The sequence below is a fragment of the Carnobacterium divergens DSM 20623 genome (genome assembly GCF_000744255.1).
In the GTDB taxonomy this organism is placed as follows: domain Bacteria; phylum Bacillota; class Bacilli; order Lactobacillales; family Carnobacteriaceae; genus Carnobacterium; species Carnobacterium divergens.
The window spans coordinates 198,955-222,446 of record NZ_JQLO01000001.1; the positions used below are offsets into that span (position 1 = coordinate 198,955).

The following is a 23,492-nucleotide window of genomic DNA, read 5'->3' on the forward strand; positions in this document are numbered from 1 at the left end:
CATAAAGGGGACAACTACAAAATGACAAAAACGTTGCAAGCTAAAATTGATGAGGCAGTAGCATTTATTCAAGAAGCAGGAGTAGCTAAAGTTGAAGTCGGGCTGATTTTAGGTTCTGGCTTAGGCGAATTAGGTGATGAAGTGGAGCAAGCGACTGCTATTCCTTACGATAATATCCCTAATTTCCCAGTTTCAACAGTTGAAGGACACAAAGGCCAATTGGTTTATGGCACATTAGGTGGAAAAAAAGTCTTAGCAATGCAAGGACGCTTCCACTATTATGAAGGCTATTCGCTAGAAACCGTTACTTTCCCAGTTCGCGTAATGAAAGCATTAGGCGTTGAAACAGTAATTGTTACCAATGCAGCGGGTGGTTTAAATGAAACCTTTGAACCGGGTGAATTAATGTTGATAACCGATCACATCAATTTCACAGGTGTAAATCCATTAATTGGACCAAATGATGCATCAATGGGACCTCGTTTTACAGATATGAGTGAAGGGTACGACCGTAAATACCAACAAATCGTTCGCGATGTTGCTAAAAAAATGGACTTGAATTTAAAAGAGGGTGTGTATATGGGCTTTACGGGTCCAACATACGAAACGCCTGCTGAAATTCGATTTGCACGCGTTATTGGTGCAGATGCAGTCGGCATGTCGACTGTTCCAGAAGTAATTGTTGCGCGTCACGGCGGAATGAAAGTGATTGGAATTTCTTGTATCACTAATTTAGCTGCAGGTATGCAAGCAACGTTGAATCATGAAGAAGTTGTTGAAACGACACAGCGAGTAAAAGAATCCTTCAAAGGATTGGTAAAAAATATTTTAGCTGAAATTTAAAAAGAATAAAATGAGGCCTACTGTTATTAAACAGTAGGCCTTTTTTGCTAGAATAAGAGAAGTTTTCAGAAACGGTTATTTCATTTGTGATTAAAATATGACGATAGTTAAATAATAAAATCATTAAAAATAAATAACAATTCACATTTAAAAGTTAAGATGATAAATTAGTATAAACCAAGGGGGGAGCTACTAATATGTTAAAAAAAATAATAGTGGGGGCACTATTGTGTACAGTTTCACTAAACACTGGTTTTAGTGTTTTAGCAGAAGAAGTACAACCGAAACCAATATCAGAGCCTACGCAAAAAATGAGTGAATCAGTATTGATTCCAGATGTTATTTTAAAAGGTTATTTAAACAGTCTTCTAAAACAAAGTAGTGATGCGGAAATTACAAGAGAGCAGTTAGCTACAATTAAATCGGTTAATTTATCAAGTACTACAATTACTGATTTAACAGGACTAGAATATGCAACAAATTTAGAAACCTTTATATTACAAAATACTCAAGTAACTGATTTAACACCAATTGTTGGACTGACAAATCTAAGCTACATGACACTAAGTGGTGGAAATGTAACAAATGAATTGATTCCAGATCTTCATCAATTAGTGAATCTACAATCCTTATCAATTACGAGTACACTTGTTGATAATACTATTTTTCAAAAATTTAATCATTTGCCAGTCTTAAGATATTTCTATCTTCAAAATAATATGCGCATTACGGATATCAGCGCATTAGCTTCACTACCATTGTTAGACACACTATTTGTTCAATTTGATGGAATCAATGATTTTCAATCAATCAGTCGCTTTCCTAGTCTAAAAAATTTGGCGGCTTTTGGTCAAAATACTGGGAGACAAGATCCTCATCAGTCTATCAACAGTACAGATTTAACTTTTAATGAAGAAACACAGACTTTATTTATTCCTTTTACAATTATGACGAATCGCCTAACAAGTTTTGATGGATTTCAAGCACCTTTTTCAATGTCCACCTCATCAAGCAATACGTATTTAGAATTTAATGGTACCCAAGTAGATAATTCAAGATTAGCAATTGATTCAATGGGAATTACCGTTAACGGCGTTGACCGTGCAGCTTTTGATGATTTAAATGAGTTACATTACAATGCACGTTATGATAATCCGACAGGTTCGTATCCAACACCACCTGGTATGAGCTATGTTATTTCTTCAGGAACGTATTTTCAATATTTTGATATTCGCCATAGTATTCAGTTGACTGCTGATCCTACCTATTCTTATTTAGAAAATGAGGCAGTCGATGAAGCTCAATTTCTAACCGATGTCCATGCTAAAACAGACGATAACAGTCCGATTACAAGTAATTTTGCAACAGTCGTTGATTTTTCGAAACCAGGGAATTATCTCGTGACTTTAAACGCAAAAAATGCAGCAGGACTAGTTGCCCCGTCTGTAACGGTAGATGTAACAGTATTGCCAAAGCCAATTATTACAGCAGAACCAACTATCACATATGATCAATACACAGAAAAAACTGAAGCTGATTTTTTAAGTGAAATCGCTGGAAAAACCAGTGATGGCAGTCCTGTCACAAGTGATTTTTTATCTGCAGTTGATTTTGGAAAAGTAGGAGAGTATGAAGTTCAATTGAATGCAGTTAATGAACGAGGCCAAAAGGCAGACCCAGTTACAGTTAAAGTTCGAGTCCAACCGACTGAAGAAGCGATTGTTCCACCACTCCCTTTACCAATTGATCCAGAAAATCCAGTGCCACCTACAGTCGAACCAAATCCAAATCCAAAACCAACCGTTTCAGATAAAATAGAGAATCAACCATTTAAAGAAAATCAAAAAATCAGTAAAGGTAAGTCTGTAACGACAAAAATGAATGAAGCGGAAAAGTTTCCACAAACAGGAGAAGCTAAACAAATGAAGATTGGATTTGTTGCTCTTGTTTTATTGGTTACTAGTTTAGTTATTTTAAAACGACCTACTAAAGTCAAACAATAATTTAAAAACAGCCCTGATAAGCTAGTAGCTAATATACTAACTCGTCAGGGCTATTTGAATAGTGTTATATTTTTATTGACACAAGTGCAATCATTTGAAGGGAGATTTGATGTCTGCTATCATAAAATTAGAAGAAGGAGATGTTACGAATGAAAAATCAACGTACAATGATCAAATGGAGCGAAATTATTGTTGGGATTATTTTTCTCATTGCAGCCTATTTCGCATTTATTAGTCCTGTTGCGACACTGTTAAGTTTTGCTATTTTATTTGGACTAGCTGCTATTTTTAGAGGGATTATTGCTATTATTGGCTATTCAGATTTAAAGAAAGTCACTGGACAAAATGCGACCCTAGCTTTAGTGATTGGGATTTTAGAAATTATTGTCGGAATTGTTTTTCTCTTTAATATGGGACTAGCTGTTTCAGTATTAGCTTATACCTTTGCATTTTGGTTTATTATTGATTCCGTATCTGGCTTGTTAAATGTAAACCGCACAAGAGCTTTAGGAAATGGCGCTTATTGGTTTAGCTTTATCATTAATTTACTAGGTGTTGTGATTGGGATTAGCTTACTATTTAATCCAATTACGGCTGGCTTAACGCTATCGTTCCTAGTCGGTTTTTATTTCCTACTATTTGGTATTGAAAGTATTGTATTAGGAATTATGAAAAAATAGGTTAAAAAAATCCAGTTAAATCAGTTGATTTAGCTGGATTTTTTGATACATAATTAAACTACCGTTGGTTTTTTTCAAGAAGATACAAAATCAACGAGTACAGTTGATAAAATTGTTTTGTTCCGTCAGATTGGTCCAATAAGAAAAAGGACGCGTCTTTCTTCGTTGAAAAGATCATATAATCAGAAATAATCAAATCGGCATAATTTGAGTTGGTTGTAAAGGTAAGAACCGATTCATTAAAAATTGAAACCAGTTTGTAAACGAGAGTCTTTTCAAAGACAATATTTCCATTAAAGTTAAGATAAATACTCACATTTGTATTGCTTTGAGATTCAATAATCAAGTAGAGCGTATTGACTAGCGTATAGCGATACGTTTCTTTTTTTTCAGCTGTCCAAACAAGGTTGTCCGTTTGAAAAGAATCATAGCAAGTGATGACTTTTTCACGAACAGAATCCTGTGCAGATGCTTCATCTTTACTATGAAGGTAAACTTCTTTAAAGTCATATTGAAAATAGTCCATTGCATACAGATGAATGACTAAGATATAAAACCATTGTTTAAAAAGATCTGAATTTGGCTGTAACTGCTGGATATGAAACGAATTTGTTACATGCTGAACCATATCTTTTGCCAAATCAACTAGCGGTAAATTAACCGAAAGTAGTAACTTATCTCCATTTTGAGTTCGACTAGAATGGGAATCTAAACTAGGGATAAAGATGCGTAAACAGCACCGAATAAAGGTTCTTAAAACAGAAGAATCTTTAGCAACAGGCAATTGCTGAACTAATTTTAAAATAGCAGAATCCTTAAATTCAGCCTCAATTTTTTTTGAATCAATATCTGAATAAATAAGTGTATCAAAGAGGCAGCTTAGGTATACATTTTCATCTAATTGAATTTGGTCGGAATCTAACTGTAAATTTTGTATCATTTCATCCACTGAAAAATTATGGTATTTAATTGTTTGACTGGTTGAATGAGCAGATAGAGAATGAAGAGCTAAGGTCATTAAATAACGGAACATGAAAATATCACTTTCTCGACCAACCAGAGAAACAAATTTATTTTGAATCGTTAAAGTTAAATGGAACTGGTTGATTTTTTCATTAATTATGGGGATAAGTTGGTAAATATAAGGGTTTGAAAGAGTTAATTTCGTTGAAATATCCACTAAAGCATAGTCTTTTCTTTCAAAAAATAGTTGCATGAATTGATAGCTAGAAGAAAGGTTTAGATAGTGAACGAACAAAGTATTAACAATCGAAACAGAAGAGATTTGATACTGTTGTTTAGGAGTTAAGAAGAGGCATTCTTCCTGAAAATCCAATACAAATTCAAAACCAATTTGTTCTAGATCATTGATTAAATTTTGAAGTTGTCTTAACACAGAAGCTTTTGATAAGGCTTCTTTTTTTTGAAGAGAGGCGATGTCATTGTTTTGAGAAAAAGTCAGGCTGTAATACAAATTAATTTTAGTAGCTTCATTTTTTTTAATAAAATTTTGTAGAAACATAGTAGATACTCCTAACTATTTTTTGATTATTTGTTATTTAATTCGTTATGTAAAAAATAAAAAAATTAAAAAAAAGAGCATAACTAAATAGATTGAGCAAGTATAAGAGTTGAATTATACTATTTAAGAAATCAAGAGTGTAAGGAGTTGACCCATGAATAAAAAAAGATTATGTTGTTTCATCGTACTTAATATCTTCGTTATTTTAACAATGTTCTCCTCAGAAATCAAGGCAACTGACATTCAAGATGTATCTTTGTCTTATAACGAAAAAAATCAACCGTACATTAGTGTGAAGATGGTTGAAGAGGCTTCAACCATGACAATTCAATTTCTAAATCAAGTGGCGCTTGATTTAGAAACAACGAAATTAAAAAATCCTGATGTAATTATTACGGATCAAGAAAACCAACGAACAGTCGATTTTCAGATAAACAATACAGTTAAAGAGGTACGACTATTTTTCAATCCTCAAACAGTAGAAAGTGGAGAAATCGAAATCAAACAAAATAATCAAGTCCAAACCTTGAAGCTTGTTAATAAGGAACCAGAAAAAGAGTCTAGTGTAGAATCTACAACACTAGAACAAAAAGATTCTGCTGAAGAATCAGGCGAATCATCGGCAGTACCAAAAGAGTCAGAGCAATTAACAGAATCTGCGGTGGAAGTGATTGATGAAACCGAGCCAAACACTGACATGCCGGAAACGAAAGACCTTTACAAACAGTCTCAAACAGTACAAGAACTCTATGAAGAGGATATCAAAAAAGAAGGTTGGCAATCTAATGAAGAGAACAACTACTTAGTGAAGTCGATTTCTGATAACCAAAGACTGTCTTATGGTTTTGCCAATGGCTCAGACATTTTTTTGACTGATTTATTTTCAACAGATGCTGCTGGACATAAATTAAGTTATCGACATAATATCAATACGGGTTCAAATCGTTCCGTGCGTTCATATTACTTTCAAGAAGAGTCAGATTACAAAGAGCTAGATGATGTGAAGTTACAATTTGTATCAAAAAAAGGAGAGTCCATTCGAGGATATGGTGAATTCACAGTTTCCAACAAAGTTGTCGTTGATGTATGGACTTACCACGTTCTTGTAAAAGTAACATTAACTGCAGATGCAATGGGAAATGTAAAAAAAGAAGTAGAATACAAACGCGTGGATAAGCCGATTATCGACCTTACACCATTAAAAATTGGTTATTCAGAATTAACCGATACCGATTTAAATGGGAAAGATGGAGTAGATGTCAATTATATTGGAAATAAAAAAGGGATGTATATTGAAAGCGATCCTTATAAAGTCATGTTTCATGTTTTAGATAAGGATGGGCCAAATCAATGGAATGCAGGACCAGGGAGAAAATTTTTAGTTTGGGCGACGACACCATCTGATTTTTTTAGTAAACCATGGGGAATCTGGACCACCATTCATGGTGCTGAAAATGTTGAAGGAAAACCAAGTGAACTTATCAAGCATTACGATGATTCGGCTGTTGGTTTCCGTTGGAATGATGAAACTTTAAAGCCAAAAAGTAGCCGTACTTTTAGTTATAAAATCAACTTAGGAGAACCAAAGCCACCGAAGTTGATTTTGGAGGATATTCCTTCTTCCGTATTGAATGGGGAATTTTTCCCAACAGATATTAGCGGTACTGTGGTGGATGAAGATAGTAGCAAAGTAGCACTTCACTACTGGGTTGATGAAGAGAAGGAAGGGACCTCGGTTAATGTTGACACGGCTTCCCATCAGATTCAAAATGTCACAATTAAAAAAAATGAGCTTAATCAGTATTTAACCTCAAAAAAATTAAGTACCGGCAAACATACGCTCTATTTTGTTGCTCAAGACGAGGAAGACCATTCCTCTAAAGTGGTTGAAAAAGAATTTACAATTGTAAAATCCGGAGATAAGTATATTTTTGATGCCACGCTTAAAAATCAATCAAGCTTTATTAATGCCATTCATGTAGGCGATAAGCTTCACTACAAAATTTTCTTTGAAAATCTTAAGATTGCTAATCTAGCAGGACGTTTTATTAATGAAATTCCAGTAGAATTACAACTAGATAAAGATTCTGTTAAAGCAACAGTTGATAAACAAGACATTGGAAAGTCTCTTTTAATCAGCACAAATCGAATTGCTATTAACGATTTACCTTTGAAAAAAAATCAAATTTTTCTACTTGAATTTGATGTAACGGTTAAAGACAGTGGGCTTAATAAAATGCTTGTTGACGTTATCAACGAGTCGAAATTTAAGAATGAGACGATTGAAGTGAAGCAAAAATCGCTAGGAAGCGAAGGGAAAATTTTAGACAATCCTAAGCCCTACATTTCTTTTAGTACCCCAGAAGAAGAGGTTATTGCAGGTGAAAGTGCCAACTTGAATTTTGAAATTGGAAATCAATTAACAAATGTAGAAGATTTCACTAAAAAAGCGACAACCGAAAATGGTGAATGGCGACAAGTTCAATTTTTATTGCCACCTAAATCAAAAGAAATCAACTACGAAAAAGTGGAATTACTAGATAGTAAAGGCCAATTGATTGCGTTGATGAATAGTAGTGGAGATGTAGCTTACTCTAACGAGGAAGATCAACAACACATTCAGCTTTCTTATCAGCAAGCAGATGTGACAAAAAATAAGGAAATTCTTGAATCTCCTTTTAAAGAAAATCTCAAACCAGAAGAAAAAGCAGTTTATGTCGCTATTGATTCTATTGCAAAAGGAGAATCCTATCAAATTAAAGTAGAGGCTAAAATTGATAAAACAATCAAAGAACAAATAGTCGAATTTAAATCATTTGTCAGTGGAAACAACGAAGTGAATGATGATAAGTCTATCGAATTGGGCATGTCATATATTGCCATTAAACCTGCAGCTGAGTTGAAGGTCCTCGTACCTAATGATATTTCTTTTGAAGCCAAAGCCGATTCCTCAATTTTAGAAACTAAGGGGCAACGATTTTATCCAGCTAAACCTTTTACAGTCCAAGTCATCAACACAACAGATAATCCTAATTGGTCACTAGCAGTTACAGGTGAACTCGAGCCGATTACTGGTGGAAGTGGAAACAAAGCTATTAAACTTTCCTTGTTAGATGGCAAGCCAATCACCGGTACAGTTTCCTCAAAAGATCACACTTCAACAATTGCCTTTAAATCAAAGCAAACTGATGAAGGCAATGATTTAGTTGGGATACTCACAAAAGCTACTCGATCAGGTGCTTATAAAGGCACGATTACGTGGCAATTAAACAACGTTATAACGGCTGACGACCCACGTTAGCTTAATATATAATAAAATTTAAAAGAAAAGGAAGATGAGAAATGAAAAAATTAGTAGTTAGCTCAGTAATTTTACTTGGAGGCGTTAGTACACTTGCAACAACAACTTTTGCAGCTGGAAATGAGGCAATCGTTAATACAGATAATACTTCAAAGGTAACAGGGAACGTAGCAGGCGGAAGCTTAACAGCTAAAATCGGAGATGTTGCCTTTGGTGATACGAAATTAGCCGTTAATGATAAAAATCAAGTGACAATCGAAGATACAGATGCACTATCATCAATAAAAGGTCAAGTAGTAGATTTACGTGGTGAAACAGGTCAATGGTCATTAGTTGTATCAAGCTACGAAATGAAAAATGCAGCAGACGAAACGATTCCAAGTGCGCAAATTAACTTTGAAAAAGGAACAGATTTAAAAGAATTTTCTTTAACAAATGATGAAGAAAAAGTATTGCCATTTAATTCAAAAGATTTTGAAATCAGTGAGTTACAACTACGTTTCAAAGAAAATCCAAAAGAATTGAAAAAAGGTGCGCTTAATGGTGTAATCCACTGGACATTACAAGCAACACCTGAGAAAGAAGATACATTTAGATAAAAAAAGCCAGACAAAGCAGAGGGATCTTGGTCCCTCTATTTTGATAGAAAGGATCCATTATGAAAAAACGACTTAGTCTATTTATAGCGTTCTTAATGTTGCCACTAATGGGACAAACCGCATATGCAAGTGAAGGAATGTCCATAACGGTTCAACCCATTTTACCAGAAAATCAGCGTCACAAAGAGCTATCTTATTTTGACTTGCACATGGAAGCTGGGCAAGCTGAAGAAATTGGCTTGAAAATAACAAATCAATTAGATGAGACGATTCAAGTAGAAGTTGCGCCACATAATGCTTTTACCAATAATTTAGGAGTGATTGATTACAGTCAAGAAACACCAAAGTTAGAAACAGAAAAAGCGCACACCTTAGTCTCGATGCTGTCTGAAAAACAACTTGTAACCTTAGCACCACATGAAGAAAAAAACGTGATGTTTCAATTAAAAATGCCGGCTGACTTTTTACCAGGTGCAGTCTTAGGAGCTTTTTATGTCCATCAAATCGAAGTAGGAAACACGGATAAATCAGAAAATAAAGTAACAATCAGTAATGATTTTTCTTACGTGGTAGGGGTGAAGCTTTCTGAAAGCGATCAACTATTAAAACCCAAACTAGCGCTAAAAAGTGTTCGTGCTGGGGTGGACGAATCAAATCATACTTCAATTCTAGCAAAAATCGCTAATCAAGAAGCGACAATTGTAAGAAAATTAGCCATCAAGTCAAAGGTAATTGAAAAAGGAACAAGTAACGTGTTGTACGAATCCACGGAAGAAGATCTTTCAATGGCACCTTATTCTTCCTTTGATTATGCCGTATCTTTAGAAAATCAAGAATTAAAAGCTGGAGAATATGTAGTGGAACTTGAAGTAAGCGATATTGATCACAATGAGTGGCAATTGAAAAAAGAGTTGACTATCAAAAGAGACGAAGCTAAACGATTTAACCAAGCTGCATTTGATGTAGAAAAAGAACCATTTAATGTTAAATGGATTTATTTATTAGTAGGAATTATTGTTGTCTTATTAATTGGCATAGGATCTTTAGTAGTTAAAATAAAAAAAAATGAAAAGAAAACAGCTTTCAAAAAATAAATTTGAAAGCTGTTTTTTTTGGATAAAATAACTGTTTTCTTCTAAAAATGCACTTTTTTTTTAATTATTAACAATTAGTGTTGCATTTTTATTGCGTTACTTACTTTTTTAATGTAAAATTTAACAATCACTGCTAATTGAGTTTAATTCTCAGTAGTAGGACAGTTGCATTTATGTGTGGCTTGTCTGGGACCTTTAATCTTATGATATATCATCCATTTCCCCGTCATAGGAAGTGGACAACTAAAGGGAGGATTTATCCATGACAAATCTTATTAGTATTATTCTTATCTTGGTATTCTTTGCTGCCGCACTTTACGGCTTCTATTGGATGCAAAAGAAACACGTAAAATTTTCAACGCGTGTCTTTACCGCACTAGCTGTAGGTATTGTATTTGGTGCCATTATTCAAGTTATTTTTGGGGCACAAAATGATGTAACCACTCAAGCAATTAGTTGGGTGAGCATTGTAGGAAATGGGTATGTCAGCTTGCTTCAAATGTTGATTATGCCATTAGTATTTGTTTCGATTGTCGGAGCATTCACTAAGTTAGAAGTTTCTAAAAAATTAGGTAAAATTAGTTTTACCGTAATTGGAACGCTATTAGCAACGACCGCCGTTGCCGCGTTAATTGGAATTTTTAGTGTTTTCGTCTTCAATTTAGACGGAGCAACCTTTGTCCAAGGAGAAGCAGAAACTGCTCGTATTGAAGCATTAGCTGAAAGACAAGAAGCAGTGAAAGATTTAACAATTCCAGAACAAGTAGTTAGTTTTATTCCAACAAATGTCTTTTCTGATTTATCAGGCACACGCTCAACAAGTACGATTGCAGTTGTTATTTTCTCTGCATTTATCGGAATTGCGTATCTAGGTGTGAATAAGAAAGATCCTGAAACAGGCGAATTTTTTGCGAAATTAATCAATAGTTTATATAAAATCGTGATGCGAATTGTCACGCTAGTTTTACGTTTAACCCCTTACGGAATCTTAGCTTTAATGATTAAAGTAACTGCAACAAGTGATGTCAAAGCCATTTGGAATTTAGGTAAATTCGTTGCCGCTTCCTACTTTGCATTGGCCATCGTATTGATTATGCACTTATTGATTTTAGTTTTTGTTAAAGTGAACCCATTACAATATTTGAAAAAATCATCAACTGTTCTTGGTTTTGCCTTTACATCAAGATCAAGTGCTGGAGCAATGCCTTTAAATATTGAAACTCAAACAAAAGCATTAGGTGTGGATGATGCCACTGCTAACTTTGCTGCAAGTTTTGGTTTATCAATTGGTCAAAATGGATGTGCGGGTGTCTATCCTGCAATGCTAGCAGCGATTGTAGCACCAACAGTTGGGATTGATGTGTTTAGTCCATTATACATTTTGACAATCGTAGCAGTTGTTACAATCAGCTCATTTGGTGTAGCAGGTGTGGGTGGTGGAGCAACATTTGCTTCATTAATCGTTTTAGGCTCATTGAATTTACCAATTGCTATCGTAGGATTGGTTATCTCAGTTGAACCACTAATTGATATGGCAAGAACAGCTATCAACGTTAGTGATAGCATGGTTGCGGGTATTGTCACTTCAAAACGTATCAATGAATTTAATTCAGACGTTTTAAATGATAAAGACGCAGTTATTGAATCAAGCATGTAGTCCTAAGAAGCTTCTATAAGAGACCATCTTATAGAAGCTTTTTTATTTATAAAAGAAGATAGATATGATTTTACTTCTAAGAATCAATATGTTAAATTTTAATATGTAAGCGTTATCAATAAATGAAAGGAGTGTTTTGATGAAAAAGAAACAAAAAATGTTGGTTGCATTAATGATTGGTTGCATTAGTTTTTTACTACTCCCTACAACGTCTTTAGCTGCAGGAACGCAAGAGAATCAAGAACCGATTATGATGGCTTACTATCGCACCTGGCGAGACGTAACGATGCCTTCAGATGCAAACTCTAATCTACCAGATAAAAATGTAACCTCAATGCTTGATTTGCCTAAAGAATTAGATATTGTTTCAGTCTTTCACTATGTCAAACCAGGAACCGATCAGCAAAAGTATTGGGATACCTTAAAGAATACTTATGTCCCTGAGCTTCATGCAAGAGGAACGAAGCTGGTGAGAACGATTGATATTAGTGAGCTTTTAAAAGTTCCAGCGCAAAATGGCAAAAAACAAACGACTGCGGATTATGAAAAATATGCAGAGGAATTGCTTGCTACTTATGTGACACCATGGAATTTAGATGGACTGGATGTTGATATGGAAACCAACTTAACAGCAGAGCAAATTGAAGTGGCAACAGGTGTTTTCAAAGCCTTGTCTACGAAATTAGGGGCACAATCTGCTACAGGAAAACTCCTCATTTACGATACGAATCAAACCAATCACGCCTTGTTTAAAAAGGTTGCTCCTTACTGTGATTATTTGTTTTTACAAGCCTATGGTGGTAGTATCGCGCGTTTAGATCGTACTTGGGAAAGTTACAAGGAAAGCATTACACCACAGCAATTTTTACCTGGAATTTCTTTTCCAGAGGAACAAGATCATAACAAATGGGATGATACGATTGAACCGTATGAAACAAGTAGAGCTTATTCCTATGCGATGTGGAGCCCAAAAGATGGAGCTAAAGGCGGTATGTTTGTTTACGGTGTTGATCGCGATGGAAAGAAATTTGGTGACGATACCATTTCTAAAACCGATTTTAGTTGGACGAAACGATTGATGAAATCGATGGGGAAAACAGTTGAATAAATGAAAAGACGGTTCCAAACAAGAGTAATTGTCTTGTTTGGAACCGTCTTTTTTAAATTGAAAACTTATTCGTAACGCAAGGCTTCAATCGGATCAAGACGTGCTGCTTTTCTAGCAGGGTAGATCCCAAAGAAGACACCCACTGCAGAAGAAAAGAGCAAGACCATAACAATTGAACCCATCGTAATACTTGGGACAATATCCAAGGCACTAGCCACTCCATTTGCAAGGAGGATTCCTAAAATCAATCCGATAATTCCTCCAATTAAGGAAAGAATGACAGATTCCATTAGAAACTGGAATAGAATGGTATTGGTTGTTGCACCAAGAGCTTTTCTTGTTCCAATTTCTCGTGTCCGTTCCGTTACCGAAACAAGCATAATATTCATGACGCCAATACCACCTACTAACAAAGCAATACCAGCAACAGCAGCAATAAAATTGATAAATAAACCTAAAACAGAGTCAACTTGATCCAATGCTTGTAAAAAGTTTGTGGCTGTGTAGAAATCTTTTCCAACAGCATCATGTCTTGTTTCAAGAAGTCGAACCATTTGTTTAGAGGCAGACTCAATATCGTCTTTGCTTGCAACTTGTACAGTAACGCTATTGATCGCTGCAACGGTTGGATCGAGTTTTGCCATGGTTGTAAGAGGTGTTGCCAAATAGACCGGCATTTTACTTGTGTCAAAAGAGCCTTGCATTTTAGCAAAGGTTCCTTTGGTGACACCAATAATTTTCAAGCTAATGGTAGTTCCACCAACACTTGCCAAATTAATTTTTTCCCCAACGACGTCCTTACGACCTTTAAAAAGGGCAGCAGCAGTATCTTCACTAACTACGGTGACATTTTTGGCATCTTCGTATTCATTTTGATTGAAGTAGCGACCATACACCAATCCTTTGTCCATCATTTGGTTTGTGTATTGCAAATCTGGCGTTCCACCGATTGCTAAAGCGGACTTTTTCTCATAGGTAGAAGAAGCAGTACCGTTTAGTGTCTTATCAGGTGAAATCCTTTCAATTGTTGGGATACTTGTTTTTAATGCTTGTAAATCTTTGTCATTTAAAGAATCACTTTTTGAAGCTTCATTGCTGACGCTTAAAGAGACTGTAGACGCACCTAAATCATTGAATGTTCCTGTAATTTGACTCGTCGCACCATTCCCTACGGCTAGAATTGCGATAACGGAAGCAATCCCAATAATAATGCCTAGCATTGTTAAAAATGAGCGCATCTTATTTGCAAAAATACTGTCTAAAGCCATTTTGAAATTCTCTTTTAGATTCATGAAAACCCTCCTTTCCTATAAAATGACTTGGTTCTCTTGAATTTTGTCATCTTGGATTTCGCCATCTTTAAAAGAAACAATCCGTTTTGTATAAATGGCAACTTCAGGTTCATGAGTAACCATAACGACGGTCGTCCCTTCTGCATTTAACTCTTGGAAAATCCGCATAATTTCAATTGTCGTTTTTGAATCTAAATTACCTGTTGGTTCGTCTGCCATTAAAACGGCTGGATTATTGACAATCGCGCGAGCAATAGCCACCCGTTGCTTTTGTCCACCAGAGATTTCATTTGGTCGGTGTTTTACTCGATCACTCAATCCCACCCGATCCAATGCTTTTAAGGCCCGTTCGCGACGCTCTTTTGCAGGAATTCCACCATAAACCATTGGCAGTTCCACGTTTTCTAAAATCGTCATACGTGGCATTAGATTAAAGGATTGAAAGACAAATCCGATTTCCTTATTGCGGACGTGGGCACTTTGGTTGTCACTTAATCCTGTTACATTTTCCCCATTCAAAATGTATTCGCCACTATCAAATCGATCAAGTAAGCCTAAAATATTCATCATCGTTGATTTACCAGAACCACTAGGACCCATGATTGCAGTGAATTCGCCTTCTTGAATGTGAAGGGAGATTTTTTTTAAGGCCGTTAATTCTTCGCCACCAGTGCGGTAGATTTTAACGATATCTTTTAAATCAATCATCTTTCTTCACTCCTTTTATTTAGCTGTGACACTGGTACCATTTTTAATGCTGTCGTCAGGAGTTAGAATTACTTTTTCTCCTTTAGTTAAGCCTTTATTGATTTGAACAAGGTTATCTGATTGAATTCCTGTTTCAATCATCACTTTTTTAGCTTGATCTTTTTTAATCGTATAAACAAAAGGTTTATTTTCTTTGTCGTACAATAACGCTTCAACAGGAATCGTTAAGGCATTATCTGCAGTGTTGGTTGTAATATCTGCATCGATTTCAAAGCCAGCAAATAAACCAGCAGGAGGCGTATCAAAAACAATTGTGCCACCTAAGGAAGTATCTGAACCAGTAGCGCCAGTTGTGGTGGTTGCCACTGGATCAATTGCAGAAACACGACCCTTGAAGGTTTCATTGCCGGTTCTTAACGTTACGACTTGATCTTTTTTGACAATACTTGCATCTGATTTAGAAAGTGAAATAGCGACTTTTAAGTTGCTTAAGTCTGCTAGAGAAACGGAAGGCTTAGCAGTTTGAGCACTTAAATCAGCTTCATCTTTTTTGACATTTAGCGCTGTTACGGTACCAGCAAAGTTTGCTTTTAATTTTGTACCATCAAGATAAGAGACTAAAGTAGCGTCTTTTTCAACGGTATCGCCAACAGCAACATTGACTTCTGAAACGACACCTTGACCGTAGGCTTCTTGTGTTTCAATAGGCTCTAATTTCCCGGTCGTAGATAAGGTTTCCACAACTGTTTTTTCTTTGACTTCTGTGGTTGAAACGGTACTTACTTTTGCTTTTTCTTTTGGACCAAAGACACTGAAACCGATAAAGACTACCGCTGCAATGACAATTAAAAATCCAAGTATTTTTTTCCAATTCATTTAAGTTCATCCTCTCTTAATAAAAAGCTATTTGTGAATGACTTATTTTAACATAAAAAGTGACAGATTGTCATGTTAAGTGCGTTTATACTGAATAATAAAAAAAATCAGCTATTGTTAGCGTCTACTTTTTTTGTTTTAGCGTTTCATTTTAATTGTTTTTATGATTTAATTAGTATAACGATCAACTAGATAGCTATTGAATTTTTTGAGGGGGAACGAAGAGAATGATTGATTTAAAACCAGTAACTAAAGATACGATTGATGAAATATTGGCTCTTAAAGTTAATGAAGCACAACAAAGTTTTGTAGCTACTTCAAGTACTAGTCTTGCATATACATATGTTTATCGAGATGTAACAAAGCCATATGGCATCTATAAAGATGAAAGATTAATAGGTTATGTGTCTATATATAGAAGATACGGATGAACAATGTTATACTATTTGGCATTTTTTCATTGATAAAACCTATCAAGGGAAAGGGTATGGAAAAGAGGCAATCAAACGAGTCATTGATTTGATTGAGAAAGAACCGCCATTGAAAACCAATAAAATAGCCTTAACGGTTGAAGATGAAAATACGGTTGCTAAAAAGTTGTACGAGTCTGTTGGATTTTATGATACAAATGAACGAGACGAGGATAATGAAATCATTATGATGAAAAACATTTAGGAATACAAGAAACTTTGTGGAATGAAAATCGATTATTTTTGTTCCTTTTTTGATTTTAAATAGTTTAGTGGGTTATTTTTTATCATTGGTTTTCTAAATATGAAGTGTATAATAATAAAAAAATGCATGGGTGGGAGGACTAAAAATGAACACACAAGTTTTAGCAATTGGAGACATTCATGGACAGATTCAACTTTTTAAAGAAATGCTGAATCATTGGAAGGAAGCCACGCAACAATTGGTTTTAATTGGAGATTTAGGCGATCGCGGAGAAAATCCAAAGGCCTGTTTTTTGTTGGGAAAAAAATTAGTGGAAGAAAAACAGGCCATTTACTTAAAAGGCAATCATGAAGATTTATTACTTAGATTTTTAGCAGATCCTGAGGAACGTTATGAAAATTATTGCTTGAACGGCGGAATGCGCACGCTAGAAAGTCTACTTCATACCGGATTAGAAGCGGAATATTCTCCTACAGAAATCAGCATGTTAGTAAAAAGCCATTACCCTGAATTAATTGAATTTTTAAATGGCTTGCCTCTTTATTTTGAATGGCAGGATTATGTCTTCGTTCATGCAGGTGTGGACTTAGCCAAAAGTGATTGGAAAAAAACCAGTGAAAGAGACTTTATGTGGATTCGCGAGCCGTTTCATACTGGCGAAAATAAAACGGGGAAAACGATTGTATTTGGTCATACCATTACGCCATCACTTCATGGAGATAATGAAACAACTTCATTGTGGCAACAGGATCATAAAGTAGGCATTGATGGTGGAGCTGTTTATGGCGGTGTATTACATGGCGTTGTTTTTGATAAAAAGCAGTTAGTAGAAGACATCGTTTTGGTAAACAAAGGGTACGTTTGGGATGGAGAACGCTAAAATGCAACCAGAAGGTATAGCCTGCAAGAAGAATTAGTGAGTTTCAAGACTAAAGATGATATACTAGATAGGCGTAGCAATTAAGTGAAAACTTATCAAAAAACAGGAAAAGAAAGAGGTAGTTAGATGGTATTTTTAGGGTCATTGTGTTTGATTTTAGTGTTTACAAAGGTGGCAGGTCACTTATGTAATCGAATTGGCGTTCCTGCAGTGATTGGAGAGCTATTAGTAGGAATCATACTAGGACCTGCTATTTTAGGATGGATTCAACCAGATGCGTTTATCCATTATTTTGCGGAAATCGGTGTTGTGATTTTAATGTTTATTGCAGGACTAGAGAGCGATTTGGCATTATTAAGAAAATATTGGAAGCCCGCACTTTCAGTCGCTTTGTTAGGCATTGTTTTCCCAATGGTATTTGGTTTTGGGATGGGGGAACTTTTTGGGATGGCATTTCAAAGCTCGATTTTCTTAGGGGTATTGTTTAGTGCAACCTCAGTTAGTATTTCCGTTCAAGTGTTAAAGGATTTAAACAAAGTAGATTCAAAAGAAGGCGCAACAATTTTAGGCGCTGCAGTTGTTGATGATATCGTGGTTGTTATTCTTCTAGGCGTATTGGTGAGCTTGTTTAACACAGGTGGTGGAGATAGTCAGCCGTTACCTTTCATGTTGATGAAAAAAGTGATCTTCTTTATCGTTATTTTTGTTCTTGCAAGATGGGTCGTTCCAATGTTAATGAAAATCTCATCTAAGATGTTGACGATTGAAGCAGAGACAGCAATGGCTTTGATTATCTGTTTAGCCTTCTCTTACTTTGCTGATTTTATGGGAATGGGCAGTATTATTGGCGCGTTCTTTGCTGGAATCGCCATTTCGCAAACACCTTACAAGCACAAAATTGAAAAGAAAATCGAACCTATTGGGTACGCTGTGTTTATTCCAGTCTTCTTTGTTAGTATTGGATTAAATATGGACTTTTCAGGTTTTGGTGAACAATGGCTCTTCATTCTATTATTGACAGTCGTAGCTGTTTTAACGAAACAATTTGGTGGCGCGATTGGTGCAAGAGTGACAGGGTTCAATTGGAAATCTGCCGCAGTAATCGGTGCAGGAATGGTGTCGCGAGGTGAGATGGCATTGATTATAGCCAAATTAGGCTTAGAATCTAATCTATTAACAGAAGAGTTCTATTCTTCAATTATTGTGGTGATCATCGCAACAACTGTCATCGCTCCGTTTATTCTCAAATATACCATTACAAAGCAAGACGAGTCTTTAAAACTGAATTAAGCAAGTGCCCCTCAGCCAATAATGATTGAGGGGTTTTTTAGTAGGTTTATTCTAGAAGTTACAAGCTTTAGGATTTATGCTAAAATAAGAGAAGGATTTTAGAAGAGAGGAAGAACAAAATGGCTGAAAATAATGATGCAACAATTTTAACCTTACTAAAAAAAGAATTAAAAATTTATAGCGATAAACAAATGAAAACTGTTTTAGATTTACTAGAGGAAGGAAATACCGTTCCTTTTATTGCCCGTTACCGTAAAGAGATGACCGGGAGCCTAGATGAAGTCCAAATTCGTGAAATTGAAGATCGTTACCATTATTTACAAAACTTAGAAAAAAGAAAAGGCGAAGTTTTGCGGATAATAGAAGAACAAGGGAAATTAACTCCTGAGTTAAGAAAATCAATCGAAACAGCAGCTAAGATGCAATTAGTAGAAGATTTGTATCGTCCATACAAACAAAAGCGCCGCACGAAGGCAACCATTGCTAAAGAAAAAGGACTAGAACCACTTGCTGAATGGTTAATGACATTCCCTACAGGTGTTGACATTAAAGCAGAAGCTGCTCGTTATGTAAATTCAGAAAAAGAAGTTGCATCTCCAGAAGAAGCATTAGCAGGTGTCCATGAGATTTTAGCTGAAAAAATTAGTGATGAACCAAAATACCGCACATGGATTCGTGGCTTTACAAATAAAAATGGTTTCATTAAAACAACAGTTAAAAACAAAGAAAAAGATGAAAAAGAAGTCTATGAAATGTATTATGACTTCCAAGAGCCAATTTCAAAATTGGTATCACATCGCATTTTAGCCTTTAATCGTGGTGAAAAAGAAGACATTCTAAAAGTGAATTTAGTTGTAGATGAAGAGCGTATTACTAAATACCTAAGCCGTGAAATTATTGAAAACGAAGATTCAGCAGCAGTTCCATACGTAACAGCAGCTTTTGAAGATAGCTACAAACGTTTTATTGGCCCATCAATTGAGCGAGAAATTCGTGGTGAGTTAACAGAACGTGCAGACGAACAAGCCATTCATATTTTTGGTGAGAACCTGCGTAATTTGCTACTACAAGCACCTTTAAAAGGCAAAATGGTCTTAGGACTTGACCCCGCTTATCGGACAGGCTGTAAGTTAGCTGTGATTGATCCAACAGGAAAAGTCATTGCTATTGATGTGATTTATCCTCATAAGCCAGCTGGTGAAAAACCAAGAAAAGAAGCGGCTGTTAAGTTTAAAGAAATGATTAAAAAATATGGCATTGAAATGATCGCAATAGGGAATGGAACGGCTAGTCGTGAGTCTGAACAATTTGTTGTGGATAATTTAAAAGAAATCGACGACGACGTTTATTATGTTATTGTAAATGAAGCAGGGGCTTCTGTTTATTCAGCAAGTGATTTGGCACGTAGCGAATTTCCTGATCTACAGGTGGAACAAAGAAGTGCAGTTAGTATTGCTCGTCGTCTACAAGATCCACTAGCAGAATTAGTGAAAATCGATCCTAAAGCCGTTGGTGTGGGACAATATCAACATGATGTTTCGCAAAAACGTTTAGAAGAGCGTCTTGAATTTGTTGTTGAAACAGCCGTTAACCAAGTAGGTGTTAACGTAAATACAGCAAGCGCGCCACTGCTACAACATGTAGCCGGTTTAAATAAAACAACTGCGACTAATGTCGTTGCGTACCGTGATGAAAATGGCCGCTTTGATAGTCGTGCTGCTCTTAAAAAAGTTCCTCGTTTAGGACCAAAAGCATACGAACAAGCCGTTGGGTTTATGCGGATTGTGGATGGGAAGAATATCTTAGACAACACAGGGATTCACCCTGAAACGTATAAAGAAGCAAAAGAAATTTTAGCGTTAGCAGATTTGACGTTAGCAGATGTTGGTAGTCTGAAAGCTAAAGAAGCATTGGCTCAATTGTCGTTGAATCAGCTTAGCGAACAAACTAAATTAGGAAAAGAAACTTTAAAAGATATGATCGATGCTTTATCTCGACCAGGACGTGATTTACGTGATGAATTGCCAGCACCTTTATTGCGCAAAGACGTGTTAACTATGGAAGACTTAAAAGCCGGTATGGAGCTTGAAGGAACGGTACGTAACGTTGTGGATTTCGGAGCGTTTGTGGATATCGGAGTTAAGCAAGATGGGATGGTTCATATTTCTAAACTAAGCAATAAATTTATTAAACACCCAACAGATGCTGTTGCTGTAGGAGATGTTGTGACAGTCTGGGTTGATTCAATTGACTTAAAAAAAGGCCGAATCGCTTTAACGATGTTGCCTCCAGAAAAAAAATAAGTTAAAGATGTTCACCGACAAAGAGTGTGTTGGTGAGCATTTTCATTTATAGGTAAAGGATTGGATTAAAATGAATCAAAAAGAATTGCAACTACTTGTTGAAAGTATTTCAATCAAAGACTTTCAGCGACCTTTTAATCATCAAGCAACCTTTAATTCACGTTTAAAAACAACGGGTGGACGGTACCATTTAAACACCCATCATTTAGATTTTAACTTAAAAGTATTGGAAACTTTTGGTATGGAGGAATTTATTGGGGTTGTAAAGCATGAACTGTGTCACTATCATTTGCATTTAAGTGGTGGCGGTTATCAGCATAAAGATGCTGATTTTAAAAGATTGCTAAAGCAAGTTGGCGGCAGCCGTTATGTTCAGTCCTTAAAACCAAAGGATCAAAAGCAAGCTTACTGGGTGTATCAGTGCCAACAGTGCAAAAATTCGCTTTATCGAAAAAGACGCTTTAATACCGCACGTTATGTGTGTGGTCAATGTAAGGGGAAATTAGTTTTAAAAAGCGAACGAGTGGAGATGTAAAAAGCGAAAAACTGAAAGGATTTGCGTTATTTTATGCGTAAATCCTTTTTTTGATACTTGACAACGCCCATCATTTATCTATATAATACACTAGCGTATTATATAGTAGAGTACTAGATGCAGAAAGTAGGGAAGATATGGAAAATTATTCTTTTGATATTAATATGAAGCTAAAGCGAGTCAATCGTTTGCATAAGATTAAGGGCGACAAGGAACTAAACGAATTAGGCATTCATGTAGGACAATCTTTTATATTAGAAGTAATCTATATGAAAAAAAGTTGTACACAAAAGGAAATTGCCGATTATTTGAAAATTTCAACGTCTTCTATTACCAATCCTATTAAACGGTTAGAAGAAAAGAAGCTAATAAAAAAACAGCAGTCAAAAACGGATTTGCGCTACAATGTGATTACATTGACCAAAGAAGGTACGCTTACTATTAAGCAAATGTTAAGCACCATCAATGAGATTGAACAAACGATGATTAAAGATTTTTCACCAGAGGAAGTGAACCAATTAAACGATTTTTTTAATCGAATGATTTATAATTTACAACCAGAAGGAAGCTTAGAGGAGCTTCAAAAAGAAGAATACGGCAATATGTATGCCGAGAGTATTGAGGTGAATCATAAAAATGACAACAGATAAAATTAAAGTAAGTACCTTAATTGCGATTGTCGCATCAGCGATGTTGACTTTTATGGGGATTGTTTCGGAAACGGCATTAAATGTTGCTTTTCCAATTTTAATGAAAGAATTTAATGTAACCAGTGCAACGATTCAGTGGTTAACAACAGGCTATTTATTAGTCGTCGCTATTTTAGTTCCTATTTCACCAATGTTGGTGAAACGTTATCCCACAAAGCGCTTATTTCAAGCTGCGGTAGTGATTTTCACGGTAGGGACTATAATTTGTGGCTTTGCAATGAGTTTTCCGATGTTATTATTGGGGCGTCTGATTCAAGCGATTGGGACAGGTATTTCCTTACCTTTAATGTTTAACTTAATTTTAGCTTTAATTCCAATGCATAAGCGGGGCGTGATTATGGGAATTGCAGGACTTGTTACGAGCTTTGCACCTGCGATTGGACCGACTTATGGAGGGATTGTGGTAACATCAATTGGCTGGCAATCGATTTTTCTTATTTTATTGCCGCTGTTGGTAATTGCCTTAGTAGCCGGAAGTTTAACGATTCAATCAATTTCAACAATTGAAAAACAAAAGATTGATTTTCTTTCAATTGGGTTATCAATTGTTGCTTTTTCGGGAGTTATTTACGGATTTAGCTTAGCAGGTGAAACAGGCTGGTTGCATCTGGGAGTTATGGGTTCTTTAGGTATTGGTGTGATTGGGTTAGCCTTATTTTCAATCCGTCAGCTTAAAATTGATGTCCCATTGATTAATTTAGCTGTGTTTAAGTTTCCGATGTTTACGCTAGGGTTAATACAAGTCTTTTTATTGATGATGATTGTTTTAGGAAATTCCTTTTTATTGCCGACCTTTTCTGAAAGTGTGTTTGGCGTAAATGCGACAGTGGCAGGATTTATGCTGTTACCAGGTGCAGCAATTAGTGCGATTTTAGCACCAATTGCTGGGAAAATTCTAGACAATTCAGGTCCACGGGTTGTCATTTCATTTGGAGCCTTTCTATTAGCTGTTGCTACAGGGTTATGTGTGCTATTTACGAATCAATTAACAACGATTTTGATGGGCAGCTTGTATTTGCTCCTAATGATTGGTGTAGCATTTGTATATGTTCCTTCTCAAACGAATGCTTTGAATCAATTGCCACAAAAGTACAATTCAGATGGAACTGCGATTATCAATACTTTACAACAAGTCTCTGGTGCGATTGGAACCTCATTAGTAGCAGGATTATTAACAGCTAGTCAACAAAAAATAACTGATTCAGCTAACCATTTATCAAAAGAACAATTGATGATTGAAGGAGGGCATAATGCCTTCTTACTGATGTTTGTCATTGCTGTGATTGGATTTGTTTTAAGTTTTGGACTGAAAAAGAATAAATAAATCAAAAAGCGCTTGAAGTTATACGACTTCAAGCGCTTTGTTTTAAAAGAAATTGACTTTGATTTATTCCTATTATAAAATAAAAAGAGAAA

The 23,492-nt window shown here is 35.7% G+C and carries 20 protein-coding genes; 16 read left to right on the plus strand and 4 right to left on the minus strand.

Going from position 1 to position 23,492, the window contains the following annotated elements; translation table 11 throughout:
• The first annotated feature begins 21 nt into the window (after positions 1-21).
• From BR52_RS00960 to BR52_RS00970, 3 genes are all read left to right on the plus strand, one after another.
• Positions 22-843: a purine-nucleoside phosphorylase gene (locus BR52_RS00960; protein ID WP_034568380.1), complete on the plus strand. Its 822-nt coding sequence runs from the start codon at positions 22-24 to the stop codon at positions 841-843.
• A gap of 197 nt (positions 844-1,040) precedes the next feature.
• A complete protein-coding gene (locus BR52_RS00965) occupies positions 1,041-2,846 on the plus strand; it encodes a LapB repeat-containing protein (RefSeq protein ID WP_115588680.1) in 1,806 nt (601 codons plus the stop codon).
• A gap of 149 nt (positions 2,847-2,995) precedes the next feature.
• Positions 2,996-3,526: an HdeD family acid-resistance protein gene (locus BR52_RS00970; protein ID WP_034568381.1), complete on the plus strand. Its 531-nt coding sequence runs from the start codon at positions 2,996-2,998 to the stop codon at positions 3,524-3,526.
• A 58-nt stretch (positions 3,527-3,584) separates the two neighbouring features.
• On the opposite strand, the gene BR52_RS00975 is transcribed toward BR52_RS00970, so the two are convergent.
• Positions 3,585-5,048, minus strand: coding sequence for a helix-turn-helix domain-containing protein (locus BR52_RS00975; RefSeq protein WP_034568383.1), 1,464 nt, complete (start codon positions 5,046-5,048; stop codon positions 3,585-3,587).
• Between the two features lie 154 nt (positions 5,049-5,202).
• Between BR52_RS00975 and BR52_RS00980 the strand changes: the two genes are divergently transcribed.
• From BR52_RS00980 to BR52_RS01000, 5 genes are all read left to right on the plus strand, one after another.
• Positions 5,203-8,349 (plus strand): hypothetical protein, encoded by a 3,147-nt coding sequence (locus BR52_RS00980; protein WP_034568385.1) that lies wholly within the window; start codon positions 5,203-5,205, stop codon positions 8,347-8,349.
• A 41-nt stretch (positions 8,350-8,390) separates the two neighbouring features.
• The gene (locus tag BR52_RS00985; RefSeq protein WP_034568387.1) at positions 8,391-8,948 is read left to right on the plus strand and encodes a WxL domain-containing protein; all 558 of its coding nucleotides are present in this window, start codon (positions 8,391-8,393) and stop codon (positions 8,946-8,948) included.
• Between the two features lie 59 nt (positions 8,949-9,007).
• Positions 9,008-10,042: a WxLIP family cell surface protein gene (locus BR52_RS00990; RefSeq protein WP_034568388.1), complete on the plus strand. Its 1,035-nt coding sequence runs from the start codon at positions 9,008-9,010 to the stop codon at positions 10,040-10,042.
• Between the two features lie 262 nt (positions 10,043-10,304).
• Positions 10,305-11,699: an L-cystine transporter gene (locus BR52_RS00995; protein WP_034568389.1), complete on the plus strand. Its 1,395-nt coding sequence runs from the start codon at positions 10,305-10,307 to the stop codon at positions 11,697-11,699.
• Positions 11,700-11,838: 139 nt separating this feature from the next.
• Positions 11,839-12,807 carry an EndoS/ChiA family endoglycosidase gene (locus BR52_RS01000; protein WP_034568391.1) on the plus strand — a complete coding sequence of 323 codons (969 nt, stop codon included), beginning with the start codon at positions 11,839-11,841 and terminating at the stop codon, positions 12,805-12,807.
• A 65-nt stretch (positions 12,808-12,872) separates the two neighbouring features.
• Here the strand turns inward: BR52_RS01000 and BR52_RS01005 are convergent, their stop codons facing one another.
• The 3 genes from BR52_RS01005 to BR52_RS01015 are packed head-to-tail and all read right to left on the minus strand — an operon-like array spanning position 12,873 to position 15,683.
• Complete coding sequence (locus BR52_RS01005) at positions 12,873-14,099, minus strand: ABC transporter permease (protein ID WP_034568393.1); 1,227 nt, start codon at positions 14,097-14,099, stop codon at positions 12,873-12,875.
• A 15-nt stretch (positions 14,100-14,114) separates the two neighbouring features.
• The gene (locus BR52_RS01010; RefSeq protein ID WP_034568395.1) at positions 14,115-14,807 is read right to left on the minus strand and encodes an ABC transporter ATP-binding protein; all 693 of its coding nucleotides are present in this window, start codon (positions 14,805-14,807) and stop codon (positions 14,115-14,117) included.
• A gap of 15 nt (positions 14,808-14,822) precedes the next feature.
• Entirely contained in the window at positions 14,823-15,683 is an 861-nt protein-coding gene (locus BR52_RS01015) for an efflux RND transporter periplasmic adaptor subunit (RefSeq protein WP_034568397.1), read from the minus strand.
• Between the two features lie 227 nt (positions 15,684-15,910).
• On the opposite strand from BR52_RS01015, the gene BR52_RS13040 reads away from it, so the two are divergent.
• From BR52_RS13040 to BR52_RS01050, 8 genes are all read left to right on the plus strand, one after another.
• Positions 15,911-16,114 carry a hypothetical protein gene (locus tag BR52_RS13040; RefSeq protein WP_236707151.1) on the plus strand — a complete coding sequence of 68 codons (204 nt, stop codon included), beginning with the start codon at positions 15,911-15,913 and terminating at the stop codon, positions 16,112-16,114.
• The gene (locus tag BR52_RS13045) at positions 16,086-16,358 is read left to right on the plus strand and encodes a GNAT family N-acetyltransferase (protein WP_236707150.1); all 273 of its coding nucleotides are present in this window, start codon (positions 16,086-16,088) and stop codon (positions 16,356-16,358) included. The genes BR52_RS13040 and BR52_RS13045 overlap by 29 nt, the downstream gene beginning before the upstream one ends.
• 145 nt (positions 16,359-16,503) lie before the next feature.
• Positions 16,504-17,238: a metallophosphoesterase gene (locus BR52_RS01025; protein WP_034568399.1), complete on the plus strand. Its 735-nt coding sequence runs from the start codon at positions 16,504-16,506 to the stop codon at positions 17,236-17,238.
• A gap of 126 nt (positions 17,239-17,364) precedes the next feature.
• Complete coding sequence (locus BR52_RS01030) at positions 17,365-18,528, plus strand: cation:proton antiporter (protein WP_034568401.1); 1,164 nt, start codon at positions 17,365-17,367, stop codon at positions 18,526-18,528.
• Between the two features lie 119 nt (positions 18,529-18,647).
• Entirely contained in the window at positions 18,648-20,831 is a 2,184-nt protein-coding gene (locus tag BR52_RS01035) for a Tex family protein (RefSeq protein ID WP_034568402.1), read from the plus strand.
• A 70-nt stretch (positions 20,832-20,901) separates the two neighbouring features.
• On the plus strand, positions 20,902-21,366 hold the full coding sequence (locus tag BR52_RS01040; RefSeq protein WP_034568404.1) for a SprT family protein: 465 nt from the start codon (positions 20,902-20,904) through the stop codon (positions 21,364-21,366).
• A gap of 137 nt (positions 21,367-21,503) precedes the next feature.
• Positions 21,504-22,016, plus strand: coding sequence for a MarR family winged helix-turn-helix transcriptional regulator (locus BR52_RS01045; RefSeq protein ID WP_034568406.1), 513 nt, complete (start codon positions 21,504-21,506; stop codon positions 22,014-22,016).
• Positions 22,003-23,400, plus strand: a complete 1,398-nt coding sequence (locus tag BR52_RS01050; protein ID WP_034568408.1) for an MDR family MFS transporter — start codon at positions 22,003-22,005, stop codon at positions 23,398-23,400. The genes BR52_RS01045 and BR52_RS01050 overlap by 14 nt, the downstream gene beginning before the upstream one ends.
• Positions 23,401-23,492 lie beyond the last annotated feature (92 nt).